This is a genomic window from Pseudonocardia sp. NPDC049635 (genome assembly GCF_040659795.1).
In the GTDB taxonomy this organism is placed as follows: domain Bacteria; phylum Actinomycetota; class Actinomycetes; order Mycobacteriales; family Pseudonocardiaceae; genus Pseudonocardia.
On the sequence record NZ_JBFAON010000010.1, the window covers coordinates 85,501 to 111,912 of the forward strand.

25 protein-coding genes are annotated in these 26,412 nt (G+C 74.0%); 14 read left to right on the forward strand and 11 right to left on the reverse strand.

The features are described 5' to 3' along the window. The first annotated feature begins 30 nt into the window (after positions 1-30). The 10 genes from AB0J24_RS14620 (at position 31) to AB0J24_RS14665 (ending at position 9,920) form a co-directional block, all read left to right on the forward strand. On the forward strand, positions 31-591 hold the full coding sequence (locus AB0J24_RS14620) for a DUF6286 domain-containing protein (RefSeq protein ID WP_358680801.1): 561 nt from the start codon (positions 31-33) through the stop codon (positions 589-591). Then, positions 591-1,304: an alkaline shock response membrane anchor protein AmaP gene (locus AB0J24_RS14625; protein ID WP_358680804.1), complete on the forward strand. Its 714-nt coding sequence runs from the start codon at positions 591-593 to the stop codon at positions 1,302-1,304. Before AB0J24_RS14620 ends, AB0J24_RS14625 begins: the two co-directional genes overlap by 1 nt. Before the next feature lie 70 nt (positions 1,305-1,374). Further along, a complete protein-coding gene (locus AB0J24_RS14630) occupies positions 1,375-2,127 on the forward strand; it encodes a 3-hydroxybutyrate dehydrogenase (RefSeq protein ID WP_358680806.1) in 753 nt (250 codons plus the stop codon). 29 nt (positions 2,128-2,156) lie between these two features. Then, positions 2,157-3,815, forward strand: a complete 1,659-nt coding sequence (locus AB0J24_RS14635; RefSeq protein ID WP_358680809.1) for an alpha/beta fold hydrolase — start codon at positions 2,157-2,159, stop codon at positions 3,813-3,815. A gap of 410 nt (positions 3,816-4,225) precedes the next feature. Beyond that, a complete protein-coding gene (locus AB0J24_RS14640) occupies positions 4,226-4,909 on the forward strand; it encodes an ABC transporter permease (protein WP_358680812.1) in 684 nt (227 codons plus the stop codon). Positions 4,910-4,928: 19 nt separating this feature from the next. Then, the gene (locus AB0J24_RS14645; protein ID WP_358680815.1) at positions 4,929-5,981 is read left to right on the forward strand and encodes an ABC transporter ATP-binding protein; all 1,053 of its coding nucleotides are present in this window, start codon (positions 4,929-4,931) and stop codon (positions 5,979-5,981) included. Continuing rightward, positions 5,978-6,778 (forward strand): ABC transporter permease, encoded by an 801-nt coding sequence (locus tag AB0J24_RS14650; protein ID WP_358680818.1) that lies wholly within the window; start codon positions 5,978-5,980, stop codon positions 6,776-6,778. The genes AB0J24_RS14645 and AB0J24_RS14650 overlap by 4 nt, the downstream gene beginning before the upstream one ends. 85 nt (positions 6,779-6,863) lie before the next feature. Next, positions 6,864-7,811 (forward strand): glycine betaine ABC transporter substrate-binding protein, encoded by a 948-nt coding sequence (locus tag AB0J24_RS14655; RefSeq protein ID WP_358680821.1) that lies wholly within the window; start codon positions 6,864-6,866, stop codon positions 7,809-7,811. A gap of 160 nt (positions 7,812-7,971) precedes the next feature. Next, entirely contained in the window at positions 7,972-8,949 is a 978-nt protein-coding gene (locus tag AB0J24_RS14660) for a glycine betaine ABC transporter substrate-binding protein (RefSeq protein ID WP_358680824.1), read from the forward strand. Between the two features lie 14 nt (positions 8,950-8,963). Further along, a complete protein-coding gene (locus AB0J24_RS14665; RefSeq protein ID WP_358680827.1) occupies positions 8,964-9,920 on the forward strand; it encodes an ATP-dependent DNA ligase in 957 nt (318 codons plus the stop codon). A 16-nt stretch (positions 9,921-9,936) separates the two neighbouring features. Here AB0J24_RS14665 and AB0J24_RS14670 read toward each other — a convergent pair whose 3' ends face one another. From AB0J24_RS14670 to ligD, 3 genes are all read right to left on the reverse strand, one after another. Beyond that, positions 9,937-10,116 carry a hypothetical protein gene (locus AB0J24_RS14670; RefSeq protein WP_358680830.1) on the reverse strand — a complete coding sequence of 60 codons (180 nt, stop codon included), beginning with the start codon at positions 10,114-10,116 and terminating at the stop codon, positions 9,937-9,939. A 60-nt stretch (positions 10,117-10,176) separates the two neighbouring features. Then, positions 10,177-10,869 (reverse strand): YceI family protein, encoded by a 693-nt coding sequence (locus AB0J24_RS14675; protein WP_358680832.1) that lies wholly within the window; start codon positions 10,867-10,869, stop codon positions 10,177-10,179. 363 nt (positions 10,870-11,232) lie between these two features. Beyond that, positions 11,233-12,264: a non-homologous end-joining DNA ligase gene (ligD, locus tag AB0J24_RS14680; protein WP_358680835.1), complete on the reverse strand. Its 1,032-nt coding sequence runs from the start codon at positions 12,262-12,264 to the stop codon at positions 11,233-11,235. 318 nt (positions 12,265-12,582) lie between these two features. On the opposite strand from ligD, the gene msrB reads away from it, so the two are divergent. Beyond that, positions 12,583-13,023 carry a peptide-methionine (R)-S-oxide reductase MsrB gene (msrB, locus tag AB0J24_RS14685; RefSeq protein ID WP_358680838.1) on the forward strand — a complete coding sequence of 147 codons (441 nt, stop codon included), beginning with the start codon at positions 12,583-12,585 and terminating at the stop codon, positions 13,021-13,023. 103 nt (positions 13,024-13,126) lie between these two features. On the opposite strand, the gene hemQ is transcribed toward msrB, so the two are convergent. The 3 genes from hemQ to hemE are packed head-to-tail and all read right to left on the reverse strand — an operon-like array spanning position 13,127 to position 16,442. After that, the gene (hemQ, locus tag AB0J24_RS14690) at positions 13,127-13,822 is read right to left on the reverse strand and encodes a hydrogen peroxide-dependent heme synthase (protein ID WP_358680841.1); all 696 of its coding nucleotides are present in this window, start codon (positions 13,820-13,822) and stop codon (positions 13,127-13,129) included. A 23-nt stretch (positions 13,823-13,845) separates the two neighbouring features. Next, positions 13,846-15,369, reverse strand: coding sequence for a protoporphyrinogen oxidase (gene hemG / locus AB0J24_RS14695; RefSeq protein ID WP_358680844.1), 1,524 nt, complete (start codon positions 15,367-15,369; stop codon positions 13,846-13,848). Continuing rightward, positions 15,366-16,442: a uroporphyrinogen decarboxylase gene (gene hemE / locus AB0J24_RS14700; RefSeq protein ID WP_358680846.1), complete on the reverse strand. Its 1,077-nt coding sequence runs from the start codon at positions 16,440-16,442 to the stop codon at positions 15,366-15,368. Before hemE ends, hemG begins: the two co-directional genes overlap by 4 nt. Positions 16,443-16,537: 95 nt before the next feature. Here hemE and AB0J24_RS14705 point away from each other — a divergent pair, with 95 nt between their 5' ends. The 3 genes from AB0J24_RS14705 to AB0J24_RS14715 all read left to right on the forward strand — a co-directional run bounded on the left by AB0J24_RS14705 (position 16,538) and on the right by AB0J24_RS14715 (position 19,381). Next, positions 16,538-17,143 carry a DUF3000 domain-containing protein gene (locus AB0J24_RS14705; RefSeq protein ID WP_358680849.1) on the forward strand — a complete coding sequence of 202 codons (606 nt, stop codon included), beginning with the start codon at positions 16,538-16,540 and terminating at the stop codon, positions 17,141-17,143. A 310-nt stretch (positions 17,144-17,453) separates the two neighbouring features. Beyond that, entirely contained in the window at positions 17,454-18,122 is a 669-nt protein-coding gene (locus AB0J24_RS14710; protein WP_010233729.1) for a response regulator transcription factor, read from the forward strand. 8 nt (positions 18,123-18,130) lie between these two features. Next, positions 18,131-19,381 (forward strand): HRDC domain-containing protein, encoded by a 1,251-nt coding sequence (locus tag AB0J24_RS14715; protein ID WP_358680852.1) that lies wholly within the window; start codon positions 18,131-18,133, stop codon positions 19,379-19,381. Positions 19,382-19,450: 69 nt separating this feature from the next. Here the strand turns inward: AB0J24_RS14715 and AB0J24_RS14720 are convergent, their stop codons facing one another. The 5 genes from AB0J24_RS14720 to AB0J24_RS14740 form a co-directional block, all read right to left on the reverse strand. Then, a complete protein-coding gene (locus AB0J24_RS14720; protein ID WP_358680855.1) occupies positions 19,451-20,656 on the reverse strand; it encodes a HAMP domain-containing sensor histidine kinase in 1,206 nt (401 codons plus the stop codon). 3 nt (positions 20,657-20,659) lie between these two features. Further along, entirely contained in the window at positions 20,660-21,358 is a 699-nt protein-coding gene (locus AB0J24_RS14725) for a response regulator transcription factor (protein ID WP_358680858.1), read from the reverse strand. Between the two features lies 1 nt (position 21,359). After that, positions 21,360-23,300 carry a 1-deoxy-D-xylulose-5-phosphate synthase gene (dxs, locus tag AB0J24_RS14730; protein WP_358680860.1) on the reverse strand — a complete coding sequence of 647 codons (1,941 nt, stop codon included), beginning with the start codon at positions 23,298-23,300 and terminating at the stop codon, positions 21,360-21,362. 221 nt (positions 23,301-23,521) lie between these two features. After that, complete coding sequence (locus AB0J24_RS14735; protein WP_358680863.1) at positions 23,522-24,835, reverse strand: GGDEF domain-containing protein; 1,314 nt, start codon at positions 24,833-24,835, stop codon at positions 23,522-23,524. 238 nt (positions 24,836-25,073) lie between these two features. Then, complete coding sequence (locus tag AB0J24_RS14740; protein WP_358680866.1) at positions 25,074-26,399, reverse strand: MFS transporter; 1,326 nt, start codon at positions 26,397-26,399, stop codon at positions 25,074-25,076. Positions 26,400-26,412 lie beyond the last annotated feature (13 nt).

Below are 26,412 nucleotides of genomic sequence, written 5' to 3' on the forward strand. Positions count from 1 at the left end.
ATCCCGACCCAGAAAGGCAGGTGGCACGTCGTGCGTGTCCTGCTCCGCGTGCTCGCACCCCTGGTCAGCCTGGCCGTGGCCGGGATCGGCGCGCTGCTCGTCATCGAGGTGGTGGCGGCCTGGGTGAGTCCCGGGAGCGGCTCCGGCCTGCTCGTCCCCTGGCGGGACTGGCGCTCCACCGCCGAGAACATCCTCTGGACCGCGCAGCCCGTGCTCTGGGTCGCCGTCGCAGCCATCGTCGCGGGCGTGCTGCTGCTGGTGATCGGCCTGCTGGCCCGCCGGCACGACGTCGCGCTCGACTCGCCGTCGGCAGGCCTGACCGTCGCGACCGCGCCCCGGGTGCTGGCCCGGCTCGTCGGGAGCCGGGTCCGCGCCCTGGACCCGATCACCGCGGCCTCGGTCACCGCCTCGTCCGGCTCGGTGGTGGTCCGGGCCCGCGGCCGGGGTGAGGCCGGTGCGCTGCGCGAGGAGGCCCGCGCGGCCGCGGCCGGTGTGCTCGACGCCCTGCCGCTGACCCGCCGTCCCCGGCTCACGGTGCGCGCCACCGCCGAGGTGCCGGGATCGTCCCGCTCGTCCCAGGGAGTGCACTGATGACGGCTGACACCACCCCGACCACCCCCGTCCCCCTCACCGGTGGCCCGCAGCCGTCGGACGGCGGGAGCGCGAGCGCCCCGGCCGATCCGCGGCGGGCGGCGAGGGCGGCCCGGAGGGCGCAGTACCGCTCGGCGGGCGGCGCCCGCTGGGGGCTGACCCTGCTCGGCGTCGTGCTGCTGGCCGGTGGCGTGCTGACGGTACTGCTGGTGAACGGCGTGTTCGGGCAGAACCGTCCGCACCGCCCGCTGCTCGACCCGATGATCAGCGAGTTCCTCGTCGCGCACGGGACGGTGGCCCGGGTGTCGGCGATCGTCGCCGGGACGCTGCTGTTGGTGCTCGGCCTGCTCTGGGCGGTCCGCGGGTTACGCCCGGAGCCCCGGCCCGATCTCGTGCTGGACGCGGGATCGGGCTCGGAGATCCGGATCGACTCGGCGGCCGCCGCGGACGCCCTCGCCGAAGGGGCCAGCGCGCTGCCCGGCGTCACCCGGGCCCGCGCCCGGATGGTCGGCCGGGCCTCGGCGCCGGCGGTACGGGCGACCGTGTGGGTCGAGGAGGACCTCGCCGACACCGGCGTCGCCGAGATCTGCCGCAGGCTCGACAGCGAGGTCCTCCCCGAGGTCCGGGACTCGCTGGGCTACCCGGACCTCCCGGTCGCCGTCCGGCTGGAGCTCGATTCCGGGCCACGGGACAGGGGCCCACGCGTCTCCTGAGACACCCTGTCGCGCCGGCGTGACCCGCCTCATAGCGGACGGGCCCACCGGGCGCCGTACGGTCGGCGGCATGGGTGCTCTGCTGGACGGCAAGAAGGCTCTCGTCACCGGCGCGGGCAGCGGTATCGGAGCCGCGGTGGCCCGCCGGCTGGTCGCCGACGGCGCCGCGGTGTACGCGGTAGACCGCGATCCGGACCGGGTCGCCGCGCTGGCCGCCGAGACTCCCCTCGTCACGCCGCTGACCTGCGACCTGTCCGATCTCGACGCCGTCGAGGAGCTGCCGGCCGACGTCGACGTCCTGGTCAACAACGCGGGCCGCCAGCACGTCTCCCGGCTCGAGGAGTTCGACACCGAGATCTTCTCGTCGATCCTGCGCCTGATGCTCGAGTCACCGTTCCGGCTGATCCGCAGGTCGCTGCCGCACATGTACACGCAGGGCTGGGGTCGGGTGATCAACATCTCCAGTGCGCACGGGCTGCGGGCCTCGCCCTACAAGTCCGCCTACGTCTCGGCGAAGCACGGCCTGGAGGGCCTGTCGAAGGTGACGGCCCTGGAGGGCGCCGAGCACGGCGTCACCAGCAACTGCATCAACCCGGCCTACGTGCGCACCCCGCTGGTCGAGGCGCAGATCGCCGACCAGGCGCGTACCCACGGCATCTCCGAGGACGAGGTGATCGAGAAGATCATGCTCACCCCGGTCGCCCGGAAGCGGTTGATCGAGCCCGCCGAGACCGCCGAGCTGGCCGCCGTGCTGTGGGGCCCGGCCTCGCCGTCGATCACCGGTGCTTCGCTCACCCAGGACGGGGGCTGGACGGCCCGCTGATCCGCCGGCGCTCACCCGGTCCTCACCCGGTGGTCGGCACACTGGGGCACCGGTGCGACGACGAGCGGGGGATCACGGTGCGGCAGCGGTACGGAGGCACCCCCGTCAGGGTGCCGGTGGTGCTGCTGGTCATGACCCTGTGCGGCGCGCTGCTCGCCGGATGCGCGGTGGGACCCTCCCAGCGGCCGCCGGTCGCCGTACGCGGCGAGTTGCTGCCCGCCGCTCCCCCGTCCGCGGCACCCGAACCCCTCACCGACCCGCACGCCCTCCCCGAACCGGAGGGGCTCCGCGGTGGCCCCGCCTTCGCCGACTGCACCGCCGAGGTGGTCGCCGGCCTCGCCGCCGCGGGCACCCCGGTCCCGCCCGACCGGCAGCTGAGCGTCGGCTGCGGGCGGCTCACCGTTCCCGCCGACCGAAGCCGTCCCGATCTCGGACCGGCCCGGCTCGGCCTGACCAGGGTGACGACCCCCGGCGCGCCGGCCGACCTGCCCGCGCTGGTCGTGCTCGGCGACACCGGGACCGACGGCTCCGCGCGGGCGGCGGTGGCGCTCGCCGCCCGGATGCCCGCCGAGCTGCTGCAGACCTACCAGGTGGTCGGCATGGACCGCCGCGGCGCGGGCGAGGACCTGCTGGACTGTGCCCCGGTCGACGCGCGCGCGGCGCTGCTCGACGCCGCACCGGACCGGACCGACGAGGCGACCATGGCGGCGCTGCTGGAGCGGTCCCGATCGATCGTGCAGGACTGCTACCTGCTGCTGTCCGGCACGCTCACCAGCTACCGGACCGACTCCACCGCCGCGGATCTGGAGTCGCTGCGCAGCGCGCTCGGACCGGCCAGGCTGAACCTGCTCGGCATCGGGGACGGAGCGGACGCCGCCGCCGGCTGGGTCGTCCGGCATCCGGGCGCCGCCGGGCGGGTCGTGCTGGACGGCCCGGGCGACCCCACGCTCGAGGACCCGGCCCGCACCGAGGCGGCCACCGCCGCCGCGGAGTCGGCGTTCGACGCCTTCGCCACCGCCTGCGCCGCGGGCCCGGACTGCCCGCTCGGGCCCGACCCACGGGCCACGGTGACCGGGCTGCTCGACCGGTTGGGGAGCGCCGCACTCCCGGTCGGCGACGGCGACGCGGTCACCGCGGGTGCCACCGTCCGCGCCGTCCGGTCGGTGCTGGCCCAGCCCGCCCGCTGGCCGGAACTGCAGGCTGCGCTGGCCGCAGCCCGGGACGGTGACGCCGCGGGACTGGTCCGGCTGCTCGTCCCGCTGGGCGGGCCGCAGGGCCGGTTCGATGCGGCGCTGGCGACCCGGTGCAACGACAGCCGCGTCCGGATCACCCCGGGTGAGGCGGCCGAGCTGGCCGGGGACTGGGCGGAGCGTTTCCCGCTGTTCGGGGTCGCCGCGGCCCAGCAGCTGGTGGCCTGCGGACCGTGGCCCTCCGGCGGCCCGGTGGCACCGTCGGGGCCGCAGGGCGGTGCGCCGCCGCCGGTCCTGGTGATCGGGACGGCGCAGGACCCGCGGTCGGCGCAGAGCGGCGCGGACCGCACCGCCGAGCTGCTCGGCGACGGACGGGTGGTCCGCTGGCAGGGTGCCGGGACGGGCGCCTACGGGCGTACCCCGTGCGTCACCGAGGTCGTGGACCGGGCGCTCGTCGAGGGCCGGGCGCCGGTCGAGCCCGTCGTCTGTCCGCCGTAACCGCTTGCGGCCGACGGTGTACGGCGAGTCACCACCAGGTGCGACCAATCCGACACCGAAGGTCACGATTCCGTATCCGGCCGTTTCCCCGCCGGTCGCGCGAGCCGCCGCCGAGTGCCGCGCCACCTGCATGAACAGTTCGCACAATCACGCACAATCGTCGTGCCAAACGGACATCTGGTCGTCACGGAACGGACCGGTCGACTTACCCCCAACGCACCCGTCCCGCTAGGCTCCGTTCGGCGACAGGGTCACCGCAGCTCCCACCGGGTCGACCGGGGACACGCGGCCGGGGGCCGGCACGTCGTTCGGGAGGGTGTAACGCCTGTGGCACGAGTTGCCGAGCGGCGCAGAAGGACCGATGAGCCTGAGCCGCTCGGCGGGCACGGGGACCGGGCGGAAGGAGCACGGTGGATTTCTTCACCTATGTCGTGACACAGCTGAACCAGTTGGTGTTCTACGGCCAGCAGCACTTTCTGCTGGTCGGCATTGCCGTCGGAAGTGCCGCCCTCATCGCGCTGGCGGCCGGCACGCTGCTGCACACCAACCGGCTCACACCCGACACCTGGAGCAAGCCGGTGCGGATGGGCACCCGGGAAGGGTTGCTGATCGCCAGCTCGGCCGCGCTCACCATTCCGTCGCTGGCGCTGTTCGGCATGCTGCAGCCGATCCTCGGCCTGGGCGCCACACCGTCGCTGGTCGCACTGACGATCTACGCGGTCTACCCGATCCTGCGCAACGTGGTGGCCGGTCTGTCGTCGGTCGACGACGCGGTGCTCGAGTCCGCGCGCGGGATGGGGATGGGCCCGATCCGCCGGATGCTCACCGTCCAGCTGCCGCTGGCCTGGCCGGTCATCCTCTCCGGCATCCGGGTCGCCGTGCTCATCATCATCGGCATCGCCGTCGTCGCGGGGGCCATCAACGGACCGGGCTTCGGCTCGTCGCTCCTGCTGGGCCTGCAGCGGCTCGGATCGGTCAACTCGTTCAACCAGGTTCTGGCGGCCACGCTCGGCTGCCTCGTCGTGGCTGCCGTCTACGAACTCGTGTTCTGGGTCGTGCAGCGTTTCACCACCCCAAGGGGGATCCGTGTCTGATTCCGGTGCCGGCAAAACCATGATCGCCCTCGAAGGGATCAGCAAGACCTACCCGAAGGCCACCGCCCCCGCGGTCCAGGAGCTCAACCTGGAGGTGCCCGAGGGCACCATCTCGATGTTCATCGGACCGTCCGGCTGCGGCAAGACGACCACGCTCAAGATGATGAACCGGCTGATCGAGCCCACCACCGGCCGGATCCTGCTCGACGGTGACGACGTCACGAAGGTCAACGCCGACGAGCTGCGCCGCCGGATCGGCTACGTCATCCAGCAGGTCGGCCTGTTCCCGCACTTCACCATCGGCGACAACATCGCCGTCGTGCCGCGGATCCTGGGCTGGGACAAGGCCCGGATCTCCGCCCGGGTCGACGAGCTGTTGCACCTGGTCGGTATGGAACCGAAGGACTACCGGGACCGCTATCCGCGCCAGCTCTCCGGCGGGCAGCAGCAGCGGGTCGGTGTGGCCCGCGGTCTGGCCGCGGACCCGTCGGTGATGCTGATGGACGAGCCGTTCGGCGCCATCGACCCGATCACCCGCGAGCGCATCCAGGACGAGTTCCTGGAGCTCCAGCAGCAGATCGCCAAGACGATCTGTTTCGTGACCCACGACCTCACCGAGGCGGTCAAGCTGGGCGACCGGATCGCGGTCTTCGGCCCCGGCGGGACGCTGCAGCAGTACGACACCCCGGACATGATCCTGACCCAGCCGGCGAACGAGTTCGTCGCCGAGTTCGTCGGCTCCGGTGCCGCCGTGCGTCGGCTCTCGCTGCTCGAGCTGTCCCGGCTCGAGCTGCAGACGGTCGGGCTCGACGGGACGGCCGAGCGCAACGGCTCACCGACCTACGAGGCCGACGCCGAGGGCCGGCCCGTGCGCTGGGCGTACGTACCGGGCACCGAGGCGCCCCCGCAGCTGGTCACCGTGCCGCACACGGGCACCGTCTACGACGCCGTCGACATCATGCTGGACTCGCAGACCGAGCTGGTCGCCGTCGTCGACGACGAGCAGAAGCTCCGGGGTGCGCTCTGGTGGCGGGACCTCGTCGAGGGGCTCAAGACCAAGGCGGGCGCATGAGCGCCCCGGCCCCCGAGACCACCGCGGGGACCTCGGAGGCCACCGCCGAGGACCTCCCCCGCCGGCCACGCCGCAAGCTGGACAAGACCCTGATCGCCAACCCGCTCATCGCGGTGATCGGGCTCGCGGTGGTCTTCGCCTACGCGATGTCCCAGGGCCTCGACGACGTCGAGCGGTCGGTCATCAACCCGCAGGCGCTCGGTGCCCGGCTCGGGGAGCACCTGGTCCTCACCGGCCTGTCCACCCTGGTCGTCATCGTGATCGCGATCCCGGCCGGCATCGCGATCAGCCGTCCCGCGGCCCGGCGGATCCAGCGGCCGGTGCTCGCCTTCACCGGTTTCATGCAGGCGCTGCCCGCCTTCGGTGTGATCGTGCTGCTCGCGTTCTCGCCGCTCGGCCTCGGGCTGACCACCGCGGTCGTCGCGCTCGCCCTGGCGGCGTTGCTGCCGGTGCTGACCAACACCGTGGTCGGGCTGCAGCAGGTGGACCGGGCCCTGGTCGAGGCGGCCCGTGGGATCGGGATGTCGGCGCGGCAGACGCTGCTGCGGGTCGAGCTGCCGCTGGCCACGCCGGTGATGGTCGCCGGGGTCCGGGTCGCGCTGGTGCTGAACGTCGGGACCGCGGCGCTGGCGACCTTCATCGGTGCCGGCGGTCTCGGCGAGCCGATCAAGGGAATGCTCGAGCTGGGCAGGCCCACCGGCACCCTGGTCGCGGCCGCCATCGTGGCCGCGCTCGCGCTGATCGTGGACTGGCTGGCCGGCCTCGCCGAGTACCTGGTCGGCCGTTCCGCGGGCTGATCCGCCCCCGCACCACCCCGTTCCCCCCAGATTCCGCAGTACCGCACTCCTGGAGGACACCTTGAGATTCGGACGATCCCGGCGCATGGCGTTGACGGCGTTGGCTGCCGTCACCGCGGTCGCCCTCGCGGGCTGTGGCGGCCTCGACGCCAGCGGCCCCTCCGCCTCCGGTGGCTCACTCGCCGAGGCCGGCAACCTCGAGGGAGTCGACTACATCGTCGGCGGCAAGAACTTCGACGAGCAGCTGGTGCTCTGCGAGATCACGGTGGCCGCGCTGGAGTCGGTCGGCGGCAACGTCACGCCGCGCTGCAACCTCGGCGGCACCGACGTCGCACGGCAGGCCCTGCTCGCCGGTGACATCAACATCTACTGGGACTACACCGGCACCGCGTGGGCGTCGTTCTTCCAGGAGACCGAGCGCATCGCCGACGACGACGAGCTCTACCGCCTCGTCGCCGAGCGCGACCTGCAGGAGAACCAGCTCGTCTGGCTCGACAAGGCCGACTTCAACAACACCTACGCGATGGCCGTCAACGGGGACAAGGCCCGCGAGGAGAACCTCGTCACGCTCTCCGACATGGCGACCTACATCAACGACGGCAAGCCGGGCACGGTCTGCGTGGAGACCGAGTACAACTCCCGTGACGACGGCCTGCGCGGCCTGCAGGAGACCTACGGCTTCCAGATCCCGCCGGACCGCCTCCAGGTGCTCGCCACCGGTGCGATCTACCAGGCCACCCAGAACGGCGACTGCACCTTCGGCCTGGTGTTCACCACCGACGGGCGCATCCCCGGGCTCGGGCTGACCGTGCTGGAGGACAACGAGCGCTACCACGTCACCTACAACGCGGCGCCGATCATCCGCGAGGAGACCTACACCCAGAACGAGGCCGTCCGTCAGGTCATGGCCCCGATCTCGACCGCGCTGGACTACGAGACCATGCTGCGGCTCAACGGCCAGGTCTCGTCCGAGGGACGTGACGCCCGCGAGGTGGCGCGCACCTGGCTGACCGAGGAGGGCTTCACCGGCTGACCGGTCGGCAGCTCCGGCGGCGGCCCCGCGGACCACCCCGGTGGGTGGTCGGCGGGGCCGCGTCCGTTCGCCGGGGAGCCCGTGGCGGGTGCGGTGTTGCACCGCGGCGCGTTCCGTGATCGGGTGCTCGCAACACACCTGCGACCGGGGACGACACAGCGTGAGGACCCATCGTGACCGGCTCCCCCGGACCGGGGCGTTCCTCGCGTCGCTGTGCGCCCTCGCGTTGCTCGTGAGCGGCTGCGCCGGGCTGGCCGGGACCGGGCCGCGCGCCTCCTCCGGTTCGCTCGCCGAGTCGGTGGACCTCACCGGGCAGACCTACGTCGTGGGTTCGAAGAACTTCGACGAGCAGATCGTGCTCTGCGAGATCTCCATCGCCGCCCTGGAGTCGGTCGGGGCGACGGTGACCGACCGCTGCAACATCGGCGGCTCCGACGCGACCCGCCAGGCGTTGCTCTCCGGCGACATCACCCTGTACTGGGAGTACACCGGCACCGCGTGGGCGTCGTTCCTGCGGGAGACCCGCAAGCTCCCCGACGACGAGGTGCTGCGCGAGCTGCGCGCCCGGGACCGGGTGGAGAACGGCGTCGTCTGGCTCGACCGGGCCGGTTTCGACAACACCTATGCATTCGTCGTCGACGGGGCGGCGGCCGCCCGTCTGGGGTTGGACTCGATCAGCGACATGGCGGCCTACATCCGGTCCGGGCAGCCCGGCACGGTCTGCGTGGAGACCGAGTACCACTCCCGGGCCGACGGCCTGCGCGGCCTGCAGCAGGCCTATGGCGTCGAGCTGCCCCGGGAGCGCACCTCCGTCCTGGAACAGGGGCTGATCTTCCAGTCCACCGCCGACGGGGTGTGCCTGTTCGGCGAGGTCGCCGCCACCGACGGCCGCATCCCCGCACTCGGGTTGACGGTGCTGGAGGACGACCGCGACTACCACATCACCTACAGTGCGGCGCCCACCGTCCGGCTGGACGCGTTCGAGCGCGCCCCGCAGGTCGCCGAGGTGTTCTCGCCGATCGCGGAAGCGCTGGACCAGCGCACCGTCCAGGAGCTCAACGGCCGGGTCTCGGCCGAGGGCCGGCCGGCACGTGAGGTCGCGCGGGCCTGGCTCGCCGACCGTGGATTCATCGGCTGAGGGAGGAGCCCGCGATGGCCCGCCGGGTGGACGAGATCCGTGACGGTGTTGAGCTGACCAGCCTGGACGCGCCGGTGTTCGACGGCGCGGGCGTCACCAAGCGGGAGCTGCTCGACCATCTCGACGCGGTGGCGGACCGGATGTTGCCCGCGCTCGCCGACCGCCCGCTGTCGGTCGTACGGGCCCGGCCCGGCCAGCAGCCGTTCATGCAGAAGAATCTCCCGCGCGGCGCACCGGACTGGATCCCGACCCTGCCGGTGTGGGCGGAGAGCTCGCAGCGCACCGTGCACTACCCGGTGTGCGCCGACCGGCGGACCCTGCTGTGGTTCGGCAACCAGCGGGCGATCGAGTTCCACCCGACCCTGCTGACCGCAGGCGCGAGCACCGCCGACGAGCTCGTCGTCGACCTCGATCCGCCGCCGGACGGCGAGTTCCGGGCCGTGGTCGCCGCGGCCGGGTCGGTCCGCGCGGCGCTGCACGAGCTCGGGCTGGACGCCGTCGTCAAGACCAGCGGCGCCAAGGGCCTGCACCTGGTCGTGCCGCTGGCGACGCCGCTGGGCATCGACGACGCCTTCGCCGCGACCCGGGCCCTGTGCGCCCGTGCCGCCGCGCTGGGCCCCGACGTCGCGACGACCGCCTTCATCCGGGCCGACCGCGGCGGACGGGTGTTCCTCGATCCGACCCGGGCAGGCTGGGCCACCCTCGTCGCCGTCTACAGCCCCCGGGCCCGCCCCGGGCTGCCGGTGTCGTTCCCGGTCCCGTGGGACGCCCTGGACGACCTCTCCCCCGCCGCGGTCACCGTACGCGCCGCGTCCGGGCTGCTCGGCGACACCGATCCGTGGCGGTCGCTGCGCCCGGCACCTGCATCGGTCCCCCCGATCCTGCTCGAGGAGGGACGGGCCATCCCGGTCCCCCGGGTGCAGGCCATGCACGAGGGGAAGCGCCGCAAGCGGGCCCGGGAAGGAGGCTGACCCTCGGGCCGGCGCTCTAGGGTGCCCGCCGGTAGATCCACCGGTCCGGGTCGTGGTGCGGGCCGATCAGATCGTAGGCGGCGGGCTCCCCGCCCGGATCGGCCAGCTCGATCCGGCGGGGCGGGCGGCCCGAGGCGTCGGGGTCGATGCGCACGAGCTCACCGGCGTGGGGGCCGTCGTCCAGGAACGCGTACACGGCCGGCGATTCTGCCACCGCGCGCCGGTTCGCCGTGGTGATCGTGAGGGCCGGCACCGGTCAGGCCGGTTCGAACCGCAGCGCGAACCCCACGGCCGCCTGCTCGGAGACCGTGATCCCGGCGATCGACGGCCGCGGGATCGCGTAGTCGGACAGCGTGACCGGGACCTCACCGCTGACGGTGAGCTCGACGGATCCCCGGCGCACGGTCAGGTCGACCGTGACCGGCCGGGTCACGCCGCGCAGGGTCAGCTCCCCACGCGCCGGGACGGTGAGCTCCTCCCCCACGGCGGGGGCGTGGGGCAGCTCCACCGGCGCGGTGAGCGCGAACGTGGCCGTCGGGTTGGCCGAGACGTCCATCAGGTTGTCACGGAACTGTCGGTCGCGCCGTGCGTTGTCGGTCGCGACCGACGCCATGTCCACATCGACGCGACCGGTGCTCACCGCGGTGCCGGCGATCTCGATCTCCCCGTCGACCTCGCCGGTCCGGCCGACCGCGGTGATCTCCTGACCGAAGAGGATCTCGTCGATCCGGTACTCGGCTTCGGACCCGTCCGCAGCGACCCAGCGCCCGTCGAGCGGTGCTGCCGGCCCCTCGGTGTCCGGTTGCGATCGTTCCGTGGCCAGCCCGGCCGGGGCGGCCGCGGCGATGTAGGTGGTGTAGGCGTACGGGACGGCGGTCACGGCGAGGATCGCGAGCAGGAGCGCTCCGAGGCTCCACCGGATCCAGTACCGCCGGATGTGGCCCACCATGTGTCGTTCCTTCCGTCGGTCGGAGTGGGACGGATCGACATCGCGGCGGCCCGTGGGTCGCAGGCACGACCGGTCGTGGGGGCGCCGTTCGGCCGATCCGCCCGGCCAACGACCGGCGTCGTCCCGCTGCTTCCGGCTGGTTCGCATGCCGCGGTGCTTCTTCCGCCGGCCGGAAACGGGGGCCCGTCCGACGGGCGACTCTCACCCGGGTGAGCGGCGTCGCCGTGCACGTACCGGCGCACCGCCGGATCCTCGGGTCACCCGGATCCGCGCCTCGGCCGGCCCGGCACCCGTCGTGGTTCAGCGGGGTCGTCCGGTGGATCGGCGCCTGCCCGCCGCGCCCGCACGCTCAGCTGCCGTGTCTCAGCTGGTAGGACGTCGGGCCCGGCTGGGCTGGACCCGCATCGGCTCCCCGGGCATCTTCGGGTACTCGGGCGGATAGGGCATGTCCCCCAGCCCGTGTTCGCTCTCGTCCTCGGCGTACCAGCGCAGCGCGGTCCCGCATCCCCCGGGCCGTTCGTCCATCGACTCGTGGGGGTCGCCGTGCCGCTCCAGGATCCCGGGGACGGTGCGCAGGGTGAACTCGGCCGGATCGACGTCGGCGAGCGCGTCCCAGGTCAGCGGCATCGACACGGTCGCGTCGGGCAGCCCGCGCACCGACCAGGCCGAGGCGATCGTCCGGTCCCGCGCGGCCTGGTTGAAGTCGAGGAACACCCGCTCGCCGCGTTCCTCCTTCCACCAGTCGACGGTGGCCCGCTCCGGGATGCGCCGGCACACCCGGCGGGCGATCGCGATCACCGCGTGGCGCACCTCGATGAAGTCCCATTCCGGCCGGATCGGGGCGAACACGTGCAGTCCGCGCCCGCCGGAGGTCTTCGGCCATCCGGTGAGCCCCGCCTCGTCGAGCACCTCACGCAGCACACCCGCGACGGCGACGGCATCGGTGAAATCGGTACCGGGCTGCGGATCGAGGTCGATCCGCAGCTCGTCGGGCCGGTCGGTGTCCGGGCAGCGGACCGGCCACGGGTGGAAGTCGAGAGTGTTCAGGTTCGCCGCCCACGCGATCGTCGCCGGCTCGGTGATCGCGACCGACTCGGCCGTCCGACCGCTCGGGAACGTGACGGTGCAGGTCCGCACCCAGTCCGGGGCCCCCTTCGGCACCCGCTTGACGAAGAACGGGTCACCGTCGACGCCGTCGTTGAACCGCTTGAGGTTCGTCGGGCGGTCGCGCAGCGCCCGGGTCATCGGCCCGCCGACGGCCAGGTAGTACTCGACCACCTCGCGCTTGGTGATCCCGAGCTTCGGAAAGGTGATCCTCCCCGGGCTGGTGAGCCGGACGTCGCGACTCCCGTCCGGCCCGTCGACCTGCAGGATCTCGACGTCTCGGCTCGCCACGCGGGCGAACCTACCGCGCCGACCGTCGTGGTGTCATGAACGACGACCGGTCCCCGGTTCGATGCGGACCTGGCCGATCTCGATCCGGGCGATCCGCCGGGCGCGGGCGTTGCCGCGTACCTGACCGGATGCAGCGCGGCCCGTCGTGCTCGGTGGAAGGTCGCATCCGGGGGTCGGGGACGTCGCCGGCTCGGTGAACCGGTTGCGCGGCCCGTGCCGCACGGCGGCCGTCGGCCCGGGCGATCGCGAACGCGGTCGTCGTCGTGGTCTCGGCCTGGCTCCGGGGCACGGAGCCGGCAGAAGGGTTAGCGTGGGTGCATGGGTCTGTTCAGCAGCAACACCGGCTCCGGGACGGAGCCCGCACCGAAGGTCGTCAAGTCCGACGAGGAGTGGCGGGCCCAGCTGAGCCCGGCCGAATACCACGTGCTCCGCCAGGCCGGGACGGAGCGGCCGTTCACCGGCGAGTACACCGACGAGAAGCGCGCCGGCGTCTACCGCTGCCGGGCGTGCGGCGCGGAGCTGTTCCGCAGCGAGACGAAGTTCGAGTCGCACTGCGGGTGGCCGTCGTTCTTCACCCCGCTGGCCGGTGACGCCGTCATCGAGCGGACCGACTCCAGCATGGGGATGACGCGCACCGAGGTGCTGTGCGCGAACTGCCACAGCCACCTCGGGCACGTGTTCGCCGGCGAGGGGTACGACACCCCGACCGACCTGCGGTACTGCATCAACTCGGTGTCGCTCACCCTCGAGACCGAGTGAGGCTTGCCGAACGAGCAGACGGCACCGAGTGAGGCTTGCCGAACGAGCAGACGGCACCGAGTGAGGCTTGCCGAACGAGCGGGCCGCACCGGATGCGGCCCGCTCAGGGCAGCGACGCGACCAGGTCTCCGACCTCGACCCGCGGGCCGGTGTAGAACGGGATCTCCTCCCGCACGTGCCGGCGCGCCTCGGTGCTCCGCAGGTGCCGCATGAGGTCGACGATCCGGTACAGCTCGTCGGCCTCGAACGCGAGGATCCACTCGTAGTCACCGAGGGCGAACGAGGGCACGGTGTTGGCGCGGACGTCGGCGTAGTCGCGGGCCTCCTTGCCGTGGTCGGCGAGCATCTTCCGCCGCTCGGCGTCGGGCAGCAGGTACCACTCGTAGGAGCGGACGAACGGGTAGACGCACACGTAGCGCTTCGGGTCCTCACCCGCCATGAACGCCGGGACGTGGCTCTTGTTGAACTCGGCGGGGCGGTGCAGCGCGGTCTGGCTCCAGACCGGGACCGATGCGCGGCCGAGAGCGGTGGTGCGACGCAGGTCGGCGTAGGCGGCCTGCAACGACTCGATCTCGGCGGCGTGCCACCAGATCATGTAGTCGGCGTCGTGCCGGACACCGGCGAGGTCGTAGACCCCCCGCACGACGACGTCCTTGTTGGCCAGCGAGTCGAGGTACTCGGTGGCCTGCCGCGCCGCCTCGGAGCGGTCGTCACCGAGCCGCCCGGGCTCGACCCGGAACACCGACCACATGGTGTACCGGATGGTCTCGTTGATCGCTTTGACGTCGACGCGGGCCATGGTCCGCATGCTACGCCGGGGGATCAGGGTGCCCTCACCACCCGGGCGGCGATCTGCTCGGCGGCGGCGCGGGCGGTGCCCACGCAGGCCGGTACGCCGACCCCGTGCAGCAGGGCCCCGGCGACGGCCAGGCCCGGTTCGGCGGTGACCGCCGACTCCAGCGCCGCGACCGTGCCGGTGTGCCCGACACCGTACTGCGGCAGCCCACCGCCCCAGCGCTGCACGTGCGAGGCGACCGGCACGGCCGCGATGCCGTCCAGTTCGCGCAGGTCGGCGCGGACCTTCGCGACCAGCTCGGCGTCGTCCACCTGCAGGGTCGACTCCTCCCCGAACCGGCCGACCGAGGCCCGGACCCGGATCAGGCCGTCCGCGCCGAGATGTGCCCATTTCGTCGACGCGTGGGTCACGCCCTTGACCGAGAGCGGCTCGTCGGCCGCGACCAGACAACCGCTCGTCCTGGGCGGTTCCGGGATCTCGGACGGGTCGTAGGCCAGCGCGACGACGGCCGAGGACGCGAGGTCGATCCGGGCCGCCGCCGCGGCCGCGGCCGGCAGCACCGGGTCGAGCAGTCTGCGCAGGGCAGGCGCCGGTACGGCCAGCACGACCGCGTCGACGTCCAGGGTCTCGGGTGACCCGACGGGGCCCAGGACCAGCCGCCAGGCCTGCCCGCGGCGTTCCAGGGCGCGCGCCGTCGTGGTCGTGCGGACGGTCGCCCCGGACGCCGCGACGAGTGCGGCCACCACCTCCCGGTAGCCGCCGCGCACCGCACCGAACACCGGCCCGGCCACGGCGGGCGGCGGCCCCGGGTCCGCTCCGGCGCCCACCGTTCCGGAGCGTTCCGCCCGGAGCTCGGTGGCGGCCCCGGAGCCGGCCTGCGCAGGTGCACCGCTCCGGGGCCCGGCGGCGAGCGTCCCCGCGGGTTGCCCACCGGCGCGCATACCGGTCGTGGCGGCGTCGGTCACCGAGGGCGCACCGGCGTCCAGGGCCGCGGCGAGCGCGGGGACCGTCGCCCGCAGGCCCAGCGCGTCCACCCGGCCCGCGTACACCCCGCCGAGCAGCGGATCGGCGATGCGGTCGACCACCTCGGGGCCGAACCGATCGCGCAGCAGCCCGCCGAGCGCGACGTCGCTCCCGGGTTCCCAGTGCAACGGGACCGATGGTTCGGCCGCGGCCGCGGCCGAACCGGCCGCCGAGAGCACCCCGGCGAGCTCGGCGCGGCGGCCGGGGACGCCCATCAGGGTGCCCCGGGGCAGGCGCACGGTCCGCCCGCCCGCCCGGATCGTGGCCGTCGCCGGCGTGGGGTGGGCGAGCGCGGACGACAGCCCGAGCTCGTCGAGCAGGTCGAGCATCTCCGGGCGCCGCACCAGGAACGCCTCGGCGCCGACGTCGAAGGGGACCCCGGCCAGGTCGACGGTCCGCAGCACCCCGCCCAGCCGGCCCCGCTGTTCGAGCAGGGTGATCCGGGCGGCCGGCCCGAGCAGGGTCCGCAGCCGGTGTGCCGCGGCCAGCCCGGAGATCCCGCCGCCGACGACGGCGACCCGGATCACCGGGTCGGCTGGGCGTGGACGGCCTCGACGGTGCGGGTGATGACGTCGGGGTCGGTCTGCGGCAACACGCCGTGCCCGAGGTTGAACACGTGCCCGGGGCAGCGCGCGCCCTCGGCCGCGATCCGCGCGACCTCGGCGTCGATCGCCTCCTGCCCGGCGAACAGCACGGCCGGGTCGAGGTTGCCCTGCACCGGGACGGCGCCACCGGCGCGGCGCGCGGCGACGTCGAGCGGGGTGCGCCAGTCGACCCCGATCACGTCCGCGCCGGCCTCGGTCATCGCTCCGTACAGCTCGCCGGTGCCGACACCGAAGTGGATCCGCGGCAGACCGGTCCCGGCCAGCCCGCCGAGCACCGCAGCCGAGTGCGGCAGGACGAACTCGCGGTAGTCGCGCTCGGAGAGTGCGCCGGCCCAGGAGTCGAACAGCTGCAGGGCGTCGACCCCGGCAGCGGCCTGCTGCTGCAGGAACACCCCGGTCGAGCGGGCCAGCTTGGCCATCAGCGCGTGCCACACCTGCGGCCGGGAGCGCATGAGCGCCTTGGTGCGCTCGTGGTTGCGGCTCGGACCACCCTCGATCAGGTAGGACGCGAGCGTGAACGGGGCACCGGCGAAACCGATCAGCGGCGTGTCCCCCAGCTCGGGGAGCAGCAGCGCGATGGCGTCGGCCACCCGGCCCACCTGCTCGGGGGCGAGTTCCGGCAGGGCCTCGACGTCGGCGGCGGTGCGCACCGGCGAGTCCACGACCGGGCCGGTGCCCGGGACGATGTCCACCCCGATCCCGGCCAGGTACAGCGGAACCACGATGTCGGAGAACAGGATCGCTGCGTCGACGCCGTGCCTGCGCACCGGCTGCAGCGTGATCTCACAGGTCAGATCGGGGGTCAGGCAGGCCTCGAGCATGCCGTTGTCGGCCCGCAGCGCCCGGTACTCGGGCAGCGAACGCCCGGCCTGGCGCATGAACCAGACGGGCAGCCGTGCGGGCCTGCGCCCGCGGACCGCGTCCAGGAACGGGGATCCGGCCAGGTCACGCCGGGCCGGCGGGGCGGAGACGATGCCTGCTGTACCTGCTGTCATGACCCCGCCATCCTCCCACGAGCGGTCAGGCACGTGCCGCCCACCCCGGCGCGCCTGCCTGCGACGACGGCCGGTTCGCCCTAGAGTCTCCCGCCGTGCCGGACCCGATCTCCACGCCACCGCTGTTCCGTCGGGCAGTGACCTCACTCGCCTCGGTGGCGCCGCGCCCGGAGCTCGTGGTGCGCGCGCTCGAGGCGCCGCCCCGGCTCGCACCGTACAGCTGGGCGACGAGCGTCGAGGCCGACATCGGCCACCGCGGCGACGGCACCGACGATCTCGACGAGCCGGACACCTCCGGACGGCTGATCCTGCTCCACGACCCGGAGGGCCAGGATCGCTGGCAGGGCACCTTCCGGCTGGTCTGCTTCGTCCAGGCCCGGCTCGAGGCCGGCCAGCTCGGCGACGACATGCTGCCGAGCATCGGCTGGTCCTGGTTGACCGACGCGCTCGAGCACGCGGGAGCGGAGTTCACCGCCCTGGGCGGCACCGTCACGCAGACCTCGTCGGTCCGTTTCGGCGGGCTCCAGGGCCCCGACGACAACCCTCCCCGGGAGGACGACGTCGAGCTGCGGGCCTCGTGGACGCCTACGGAGAGCGACGCCGACCTCGCTCGACACGCCGTGGCGTTCGGGTCCCTGGTGGCGACCGCGGCGGGGCTGCCCCCCGTGGGCGCGGTGCCGTTGAGTCGGTCACCCGGCTGATAGACGCAGGTCAGCGGCGCGTTGACGAGAAATGTCACCCGTCGGGGTGGGAGCACACCCACATCCATGTAACTTTCCGGGCCAGAAGTTCGAATGCACACGCGACGTTAGGCCGCATGGAGGGATACCATCTCCTGCATGGCACCCACCCGGGCGGCCGAGCGCCACTCTCCGTCCCTCGGGTTCCGGTGTTGGTCGGGGGCTGACGACCGACTCCAGGAAGGTTGACGACGTGGCTGTACTTGGCCAGCAAGTGCCGGCGCAGGGCTCCGGCAGCACCACCCCAGGTGGCGCTCCGATCGGTGGAGCCATGCTCTCGCCGGGGATCGTGCCGCAGCCACGGGAGGAGCTGTTCACGGTCCTCGTCGTGGACGACCACCCGCTGCTGCGGGAGGCGATCGCCGGCAGGCTCCGTTCGATGGGGGCCGGCACCGTGCACGAGGCCGCCTCGGTCACCGAGGCGCGGGCCAGGGCCCACGCCGCAGGGCCGTGCGATCTGGCGATCCTCGATCTGACCCTGCCCGACGGCAGCGGCCTGGACCTGGTGAGCGAGCTGCGCTCGCTCGGCTGGAACCGGCTCGTCGTGCTGGCGTCCTCGGACGACCCGTACGCGGTCCGCTCGGCGTTCCAGGCCGGTGCGCAGGCGTACCTGTTGAAGTCCGCGTCGCCGTCGGTCGTGACCGACGGCGTCAAGCGCGTGCTCGACGGCGGCGTCTACGCCGACCCGACGGTCGCCCCGTTGCTGGCGACCGGTTCCCGCGTGCCGGGCACCGACAACACCCCCCGCGAGCTCTCCGCCCGCGAGGTCGAGGTGCTCCAGCTGGTCGCCGACGGGCAGTCCAACAAGGAGATCGGTGAGGCGCTCAACCTCTCCGCACTCACGGTGAAGAGCCACCTGTCCCGGATCGGGCGCAAGCTCGGCACCGGCGACCGCGCACAGATGGTGGCGCTCGCGATGCGTGCGGGGGTCATTCGCTGAACCAGGGGATGCGGACGACAGGCGGTGCGGAGATCCGGTCGCCCGGTCGTCCGTCCCCGGACGGTTCACCCGATCCGGTTCCCCTGCTCAGGCCGGCCGACGGTCTCCCGGAGGTGACGGCGTCCCCGGACGCTCTCGCCGAGGTGGCCGACCGGTTCGCCGGGGGCACCGGGCCGGTCGCGGTCGACGCCGAGCGTGCCTCCGGCTTCCGCTACTCGCAACGCGCCTACCTGGTGCAGTTGCGACGGGCGGGCGCCGGTTCCGCGCTCGTCGATCCGATCCCGCTGCGCGGTGCACTCGCTCCCCTCGCATCCGTCCTCGACGGCCCCGAATGGGTGCTGCACGCAGCATCCCAGGATCTGCCCTGCCTCGCCGAGATCGGCCTGCTGCCCGCGTCCCTGTTCGACACCGAACTGGCCGGGCGGCTGGCCGGGCTGCCCCGGGTCGGCCTCGGCCCGATGGTGGAGAACCTGCTGGGGCTGTCCCTGGAGAAGGGACACGGTGCCGCCGACTGGTCACGCCGGCCGCTGCCGGAGGACTGGCTCGTCTACGCCGCGCTCGACGTCGAGGTGCTGATCGAGCTGCGCGACGTGCTCGCGGGCCTGCTCGAGGAGCAGGGCAAGACCGAGTGGGCCCGGCAGGAGTTCGAGGCGGTGCGCACCGCCGGGCCCCCCGGGCCGCGCGCCGAGCCGTGGCGGCGAACCTCCGGGATCCACAAGGTGCGCCGTCCGCGGGCGCTGGCGGCGGCCCGCGAGCTGTGGAACGCCCGGGACGCCCTGGCCGCCGAGCGGGACATCGCGCCCGGCCGGGTGCTGCCGGACGCGGCGATCGTCGACGCGGCCGTCCGGAACCCGGAGTCGCCGCAGGCCCTCGCCGAGCTTCCGGTGTTCCGCGGCCGGTCCCAGCGGCGCCTCGCCCGCTACTGGTTCGACGCGCTGCGCCGCGCCGCCGAGCTCCCGGAGTCGGAGCTGCCCCGCGGGTCGGCGCCCTCGGACGGACCGCCCCCGGTCTCGCGGTGGGCCGACCGTGACCCGGACGCCGCCGCCCGGCTCACCGCCGCGCGGGCGGCGCTGGCGGCGGTCTCCGACGAGCACGCCGTACCCGTGGAGAACCTGCTGCAACCGGATCTGCTGCGGCGGTTGTGCTGGACGCCGCCCGCCGACGGTGACGTCCGCGGTGCCCTCGCCGCCGGTGGCGCCCGGCCGTGGCAGGTCGATCTGCTGGCCCCGCTGCTCGAGCCGGTCCTCGCCCCGAGCTGAGGCCCGGCCGGCTCCGTGATCACGGAGCCGGCGCCGGGGCGTCGAGGGCCGGCCGGTCCGGAGCCGGGATCAGCGTTCCGGGAAGGCGGACAGCCGCGGGTCCGGGGATCGGCGCCCGGCACCCGCCGGGTCGTCGTCGACCGTCGGCGCGAGGGCGCGGCCGTCCGGTCCCGGCAGTTCCACCCGGACCGCCAGCCCGCCGCCGGGGACGGCCTCGGCGGACACGGTGCCTCCGTGCGCCGCAGCCACGGCCCGCACGATCGACAGGCCCAGCCCGGATCCACGGGTGTGCGCGGTGCGCGCGACCGGCCCCCGGCGGAACGGTTCGAACAGCTCTGCCACCTGGTCCGGTGCCAGTTGCGGGCCGGACGAGACCACCCGCAGCACGACCGCGGCCCCGGCTTCGCAGCTCGCCTCGATCCAGCCACCGTCGCGGTTGTGCCGCACGGCGTTCTCCAGCAGGTTCGCCACCAACCGGCGCAGCAGCGCCTCGTTCCCCGCGACGACGGCGGGCCGCGGATCGCAGCGCACGGTCAACGCCCGCGCGCTCGCGTCCGGGGCGACCGCCGCCAGCTCGTCGGCCAGCATCGGCGCGAGATCCACCGGGACCCGGTCCGCACCGGTCAGCGTCCCGGTCGCCTCGGTGCGGGCCAGCAGCAGCAGCCCGGTGACGAGCTCGTCGCAGCGGCGCCCGGCGTCACGGACCACCTCGGCCATCCGGCGCAGCTCGGCCGCGTCGGCGTCGGGGTCCTGCAGGGTCACGTCGACCTCGGTGCGCAGCACCGCCAGCGGTGTCCGCAGCTCGTGACCGGCGTTCGCGACGAACCGGCGCTGTGCGTCGAAGGCGGCCTGCAACCGGTCCAGCATCGCGTCGAACGCGGCCGCCAGCTCGGCGACCTCGCTGCGGGCCGGTTCGAGGGCCACCCGCTCGTCCATCGAGTTCGCCGAGAGCCGGGAGGCGGTGTCCACCACCCGCCGCAACGGATCGAGCAGCCGCCCGACGAGCACCCACGAGGTCACCGCGCCGGCCAGGACGACGAGCGGGAACGCGATCAGCCCGGCCCGCAGCACCTCGGCCCTGGCGGACGCGGCGATCGCGTCGCGGGCCGTCTCGGCGGGTACCGGCACCCCGTTCACCAGGACCGTCCCGGGCAGCGCGGGCGTCCCGGCGACGGCCGCGCCGACCAGCATCCAGCCCAACCACAGCAGCAGCGCCGCGACCACCGCCACCAGCACGGTGGCCAGTACGGTCAGCCGCGGCCGCAGACGATGCACGGCTCAGCCCGCGGCCGGCCCGGGCGGAGCGCCGGCGCAGGCGGCGTCCGGCACCCGGTACCCGGCGCCGACCACCGTCTCGATCAGGGCCGGATCACCGAGCTTCTTGCGCAGCGTCATCACGGTGACCCGCACGGTGGTGGTGAACGGGTCGGCGTTCTCGTCCCAGACGCGTTCCAGCAGCTCCTCCGAGGAGACGACCGCCCCACCCGCGGCGAGCAGCACCTCCAGCACCCCGAACTCCTTGCGGGTGAGTTCGACCGGGCGGCCCGACCGGGCCACGGTCCGCCGGGCCGGGTCCAGCACGAGATCACCGGCGGCCAGGGTCGGCGGCAGGGCAGGGGTGGCCCGCCGGCCCAGTGCCCGGACCCGGGCCACGAGCTCGGGGAAGTCGAACGGTTTGGCCAGGTAGTCGTCGGCGCCGCGGGAGAGGCCCTCCACCTTGTCGGCCAGGGTGGCGGACGCGGTGAGCATGAGCACCCGGGTGGTGCCCCCGGCGGCGACCAGCTCGTCGCACAGCTCGTCCCCGCTGCGGCCGGGCAGGTCGCGGTCGAGCACGGCGACGTCGTACCGGGTCACCGACAGTTTCTCCGAGCCCTCGTCACCGTCGTAGGCCACGTCGACGGCGATGCCGTCCCGGCGCAGGCCCCGGGCGACCGCGTCGGCCATGGCGGGCTCGTCCTCGACCACGATCACCCGCATCTCAGGTCCCCCGGACCGCCCGGCCGGCGTCCAGCTCCGGCACCGCGGGCGCGGAGGCCGCCGCCCACTCGGTCACCCGCCGAGCGACGTCCTGGACCGTCAGGCCGGCCCGGGCCAGCACGTCGTCCCGGCTGCCGTGCTCCAGATACTCCTGGGGCAGTGCCAGGTCCCGCTGCCGGACGTCGATGTCGGCGGCCCGCAACGCGTCGGACAGGGCGGAGCCGAAACCGCCGTGCGTGCCGCAGTCGGACACGGTCACGACGAGCTGGTGGTCGGCGGCGAGGGTGAGGATCTCGCGCGGGACCGGGAGCACCCAGCGCGGGTCCACCACCGTCACGTCGACCCCCTGGTCGGCCAGCCGCTCGGCGGCCGCCACCCCCAGCGCACCGAACGCGCCGACGCAGACCATGAGGACCTGGGCGCGCCGGTCGGCCGGCTCGTGCAGCACGTCGACACCCGCCAGGCCGTCGAGCCGCCGCACGGCGGGCACCGACGCCACGACGGCACCCTTCGGGTAGCGCAGCGCGGTCGGCCCGTCGCTGACGGCGACGGCCTCGCGGAACTCCTCGCGCAGCGTCCGCTCGTCCCGCGGGGCGGCGACCCGCATGCCGGGGACGATGCCCAGCAGAGAGAGGTCCCACATGCCGTTGTGCGAGGGACCGTCGCTACCGGTGACACCGGAGCGGTCCAGCATCAGGGTGAGCCGCTCGGAGTGCAGGCCGACGTCCATCAGCAGCTGGTCGAACCCGCGGTTGAGGAACGTGGAGTACAGCGCGACGACCGGATGCATCCCGGCCCGGGACAGTCCGGCGGCCGTCGTGAGCGCGTGCTGCTCGGCGATGCCGACGTCGATCAGCCGGTCCGGGAAGGCCGCGGCGAAGGGGGCCAGCCCGGTCGGACCGAGCATGGCGGCGGTGATCGCGACGACGTCGCTGCGCCGGCCGCCCAGCTCGACGACCTCCTCGGCGAAGATGTCGGTCCAACCGGTGGAGGGCGTCCCGGTGGGCTCCCCGGTCTCCGGGTCGAAGGCGGCCGGGCTGTGCATCTGCTCGGCGTCGTCGTTCTCGGCGGGCGGGTAGCCGTTGCCCTTGCGGGTCACCGCGTGCACGATCACCGGGCCGCCGAACCGCTTCGCCCGGCGCATCGCCGACTCGACCTGGGCGATGTCGTGGCCGTCGACCGGGCCGAAGTACTTCAGGCCGAGGTCGCCGAACAGCTCCTGCGGGCTGACGGCGTCCTTGACGCCCGCCTTGATCGCGTGCAGCCCCGCGTAGAGGGCCGGTCCGACGACCGGCGTGCCGCGCACCGTCCGTTTCCCGGCCTCGAGCATCCGCTCGTAACCGGGCTGCAGCCGCAGCGAGGCCAGCCGGTCGGCCAGCCCGCCGATCGTCGGCGAGTAGGAGCGGCCGTTGTCGTTGACGACGATCACCACATTGCGGTCGTTGCCGGCCGCGATGTTGTTGAGCGCCTCCCAGGCCATGCCGCCGGTGAGCGCGCCGTCCCCGATCACCGCGATGACGTGCCGGTCGCGCCCGGCGAGCTCGTTGGCCCGGGCGACCCCGTCGGCCCAGGACAGCGACGACGACGCGTGGCTGGACTCCACGTGGTCGTGCTCGGACTCGGCGCGGCTCGGGTAGCCCGACAACCCGCCGGTCTTCTTCAGCCGGTCCCAGCCCTCGTGCCGCCCGGTGAGCAGCTTGTGCACGTACGCCTGGTGCCCGGTGTCCCAGATCACGGTGTCACGTGGCGAGTCGAAGACCCGGTGCAGGGCGATGGTCAGCTCGACCACCCCCAGGTTCGGGCCCAGGTGCCCGCCGGTCCGCGAGACCGCCTTGATCAGGAACCCGCGGATCTCGGCCGCCAGCGAGGCGAGCTCGTCCGCACCGAGCCCACGCAGGTCGGCCGGGCGCCGGATCTGGGTGAGCCCCCGGTTCGTCGTCACGTGCTGCCTCCTCGCCGCCGGAACCGCCCGCAGGCGGGGACCCGCCCTCGACGCCCCGGCATCGACTCACGCCACACTCTACGGAGCGCTCGCCGGGCCGGCCCGGGGGCGCGCGCCGGACGTCGGGCGCCGTCCGGCGCGCCGCGCGCGGCCCGCGAGGGGCCGCCTCGCAGGCTGTGCCCGGGTGACCGCTCCGGACCGGGGCCGACCACGCGGCCCGGTCAGCCATCGGAGCCGGGTTCGGCCGCCGCGCGTCCCAGCCGCACCCGGTTGCGGCCCGCCCGCTTCGCCGCGTACAGGGCGTAGTCGGCGACCTGCATGAGTTCCTCGAGCGACTCACCGTCCTCGCCGGTGATCGCGACGCCGACCGACACCGAGAGATCGGTGATGGTCAGCGGCCCGCCGGGGAGGTCGACGTCGACGGTGAGGCCGCGCACGGCTCGCCGGATCCGCTCGGCCGCGGCGTGCGCCAGCGTGCGGCCCTCCGCCCCGCGCGGGAGCCCGGCGAGCAGCACGACGAACTCCTCGCCGCCGAACCTGCCGACCGGGTCCACCTCACGGACCTGGGAGGTCAAGGTCCGGGCGACGGCGGTGAGCACCTCGTCGCCGGCGAGGTGGCCGTAGCCGTCGTTCACCGACTTGAAGTGGTCCAGGTCGAGGATCAGCACGGCGACGGCGTCCCGGCGCCTGCGGCCACGGGCGAGCGCGCGATGTGCCCGGCCGCGCCAGGCGGACGCGGTCAGCAGCCCGGTCTTGGCGTCGGTGTTGGCGCGCTCCTCCAGCTGACGGATCAGCACCGCCCGGTGCAGCACCAGCAGCGGGGGCAGCACGAGCAGCATCAGCAACGGCTGGCGGAGCGCGGCGAGCGCCGCCAGCACGGCCAGGCACAGCGTCGCGCCCTCCAGGATGTGGTCGTCCCACTCCCCCAGCACGCCGCGCAGGGCGAACCGGCGCCCGGTCGTCAGTGCCAGTGCCAGCGCCACCAGAAGCTGGTTGACCACCACGTACACTGCCATGGCGAGCAGGAGCAGGCCCACTGCCGGCAGCACGTCACCGGACCCGGCGACGACCTCCAGCCCGTGCGGCGCGATGAGCGTGGACGCGGCGATCGCGGCGAGCGCCACCGTCGCCGTGGTGTACACGTGCCGGTAGAGACCGGCCCCCGCGGGACGCCACACCCGCCACCACAGGTGGCCGTAGATCCCGATGACCACCACGCCGGCGAGGCCGGGCGGGAGCAGCAGCGCCCCGGCGAAGGTCCACACGCTGGAGAGGTCGAAGTAGGACGCGTGGGCCACCCGTCGCCGGACCCGTTCGATGCCGGTGGCGAGTTCGGTGTGCACCACCCCGAGGGCGATCAGGCCCAGCGCGCCCAGCGCGGCCAGTCCGGTCGAGCGGTCGGCCGGCAGCGCCGCGAGCCCACCGACGACCAGCCCTGCCGTCAGCAGTTCGACGGTGAGCAGCACCAGGAGCATCGGCCGGGGCAGGTCCAGCGCCGGCCAGCGGGCGCCGCGCCGCCGGGGTCCGCCGGTCACCGGTCCACTCCGGACCGTGACGACCGCCGTGACAACGACCACACGGCGACCGGGATTACACGATCGACTTCGCTTGGTCGTGTCACTCGAACGGGTACAATGGTGATCGAGTGATCGCTCAGAGTGATCCGGTCGAGCAGCTGGTAGGCAGGAGGTACCGCGATGCGCAACCGTGGTTGGTGAACACCGACAGACCGACATCGACCCCCGGCCGGGCCGGGATCTCGCCGCCGCGGGGTCACCCGGCAGCCCCCGGGACGCCACGCACCGCATCCCCGGCCAGTCGGCTCGCCCCGAGCGCCAGGAACAACCCGGCCACGCCGAAGACCCCCAGCGCGACGGCCGGTCCGGTCCACTGGGCCAGCACCCCGCCGAGCAGGACCGCCGCTCCCTGGCTGCCGATCAGGCCCGACGCGGCGACGCCGGTCGCCCGGCCACGTACCGCGGTCGGGGTCGCCCTGGCGAACCCGGCCTGCGCCTGGACCAGGCAGGCCGTCGCGCAGGCGCCGGAGGTCGCCCACAGCCCCACCGCCGACCAGAGGCCCGGCGCGAGCGGCGTCACCGCCAGCGGGACGGCCGCGCCCACGGCCAGCGGCACGATCCACCGCTCCCGGAACCGCGCCGGGAGCACGAAGGCGAACAACAGCGCACCGAGCGCGCTGCCGGCCGGATCGGCCGCCATCAGCAGGCCGGTCGCCGCCGGGCCGGCGCCGATCGCCACCGCGTAGGCCGCGGCGAGCGCCTCCGGCAGCACGTAGATCCCGACCAGCCAGGCGACCAGCACCAGGTAGCGACGGCGTGGATGCCCGAACACCAACGACAGCCCGGACCGGGCGCCCTCCAGCCACGTCCGCGGCTCGGCGCCCCCCTCCGCCGGGCCCTCCCCGGCTCCCGCACGGCGGGCCGCCCAGCGGGAGCGCATGCCGAACCCGACCACCGCGGCGGACAGCACGAAGGTGGCCGCGTCGACCAGCAGCGCTCCGGACGGTGTGAGCAGGGCCACCAGCAGTCCGCCGCCGCCGAACCCGACCACCTGTGCCACCTGCACCGACACCTGGCGCAGCGCGATCCCGCGGGTGAGCAGCGCACCCCCGAGCAGGTCGGGGAGGACCGCCGACCGGGCGACGTGGTGCGGCCCGCCGAGCAGCACGACGACGACGAGCAGCGCGCACAGCACCGGCAGCGGCAGCCCGGGCAGCGCCATCACCCCGACCAGCCCGGCCCGGGCCAGATCGGTCAGCACCATCACCAGCCGGCGCGGGAACCGGTCGGCCAGCTGCCCCAGGAGCAGCCCACCGGCCAGGGCCGGCAGGAACGTCAGCGCGTAGATCGTCGCGGACCAGGCCACCGAGCCGGTCCGCTCCAGTACCAGTACGGTGAGCGCGACCCGCGCCACCTGGTCCCCCGCGGCCGAGAGCATCTCGGCGGACCAGAGCGCCCGGAAGTCGGCCACCCGGAACGGACTCCCGGACGTGGGCGGACCGGCGTCGGGAGGGCCCCCGGACGCCGCACTCCTCCCCCTGCCGGTCACTGCCATCCGGTACGGATCCCTTCGACGAGCCATGGGAGGGCCCGGC

Excerpts from the sequence above, each read along its gene's own strand:
- AB0J24_RS14625 (WP_358680804.1), top strand. The coding sequence starts at position 591 with ATGACGGCTGACACCACCCCGACCACCCCCGTCCCCCTCACCGGTGGC.
- AB0J24_RS14630 (WP_358680806.1), top strand. The coding sequence starts at position 1,375 with ATGGGTGCTCTGCTGGACGGCAAGAAGGCTCTCGTCACCGGCGCGGGC.
- AB0J24_RS14645 (WP_358680815.1), top strand. The coding sequence starts at position 4,929 with ATGATCGCCCTCGAAGGGATCAGCAAGACCTACCCGAAGGCCACCGCC.
- AB0J24_RS14650 (WP_358680818.1), top strand. The coding sequence starts at position 5,978 with ATGAGCGCCCCGGCCCCCGAGACCACCGCGGGGACCTCGGAGGCCACC.
- AB0J24_RS14655 (WP_358680821.1), top strand. The coding sequence starts at position 6,864 with ATGGCGTTGACGGCGTTGGCTGCCGTCACCGCGGTCGCCCTCGCGGGC.
- AB0J24_RS14665 (WP_358680827.1), top strand. The coding sequence starts at position 8,964 with ATGGCCCGCCGGGTGGACGAGATCCGTGACGGTGTTGAGCTGACCAGC.
- AB0J24_RS14675 (WP_358680832.1), bottom strand. The coding sequence starts at position 10,869 with ATGGTGGGCCACATCCGGCGGTACTGGATCCGGTGGAGCCTCGGAGCG.
- msrB (WP_358680838.1), top strand. The coding sequence starts at position 12,583 with ATGGGTCTGTTCAGCAGCAACACCGGCTCCGGGACGGAGCCCGCACCG.
- hemQ (WP_358680841.1), bottom strand. The coding sequence starts at position 13,822 with ATGGCCCGCGTCGACGTCAAAGCGATCAACGAGACCATCCGGTACACC.
- hemE (WP_358680846.1), bottom strand. The coding sequence starts at position 16,442 with ATGACAGCAGGTACAGCAGGCATCGTCTCCGCCCCGCCGGCCCGGCGT.
- AB0J24_RS14710 (WP_010233729.1), top strand. The coding sequence starts at position 17,454 with ATGCTCTCGCCGGGGATCGTGCCGCAGCCACGGGAGGAGCTGTTCACG.
- AB0J24_RS14715 (WP_358680852.1), top strand. The coding sequence starts at position 18,131 with ATGCGGACGACAGGCGGTGCGGAGATCCGGTCGCCCGGTCGTCCGTCC.
- AB0J24_RS14725 (WP_358680858.1), bottom strand. The coding sequence starts at position 21,358 with ATGCGGGTGATCGTGGTCGAGGACGAGCCCGCCATGGCCGACGCGGTC.
- AB0J24_RS14740 (WP_358680866.1), bottom strand. The coding sequence starts at position 26,399 with ATGGCTCGTCGAAGGGATCCGTACCGGATGGCAGTGACCGGCAGGGGG.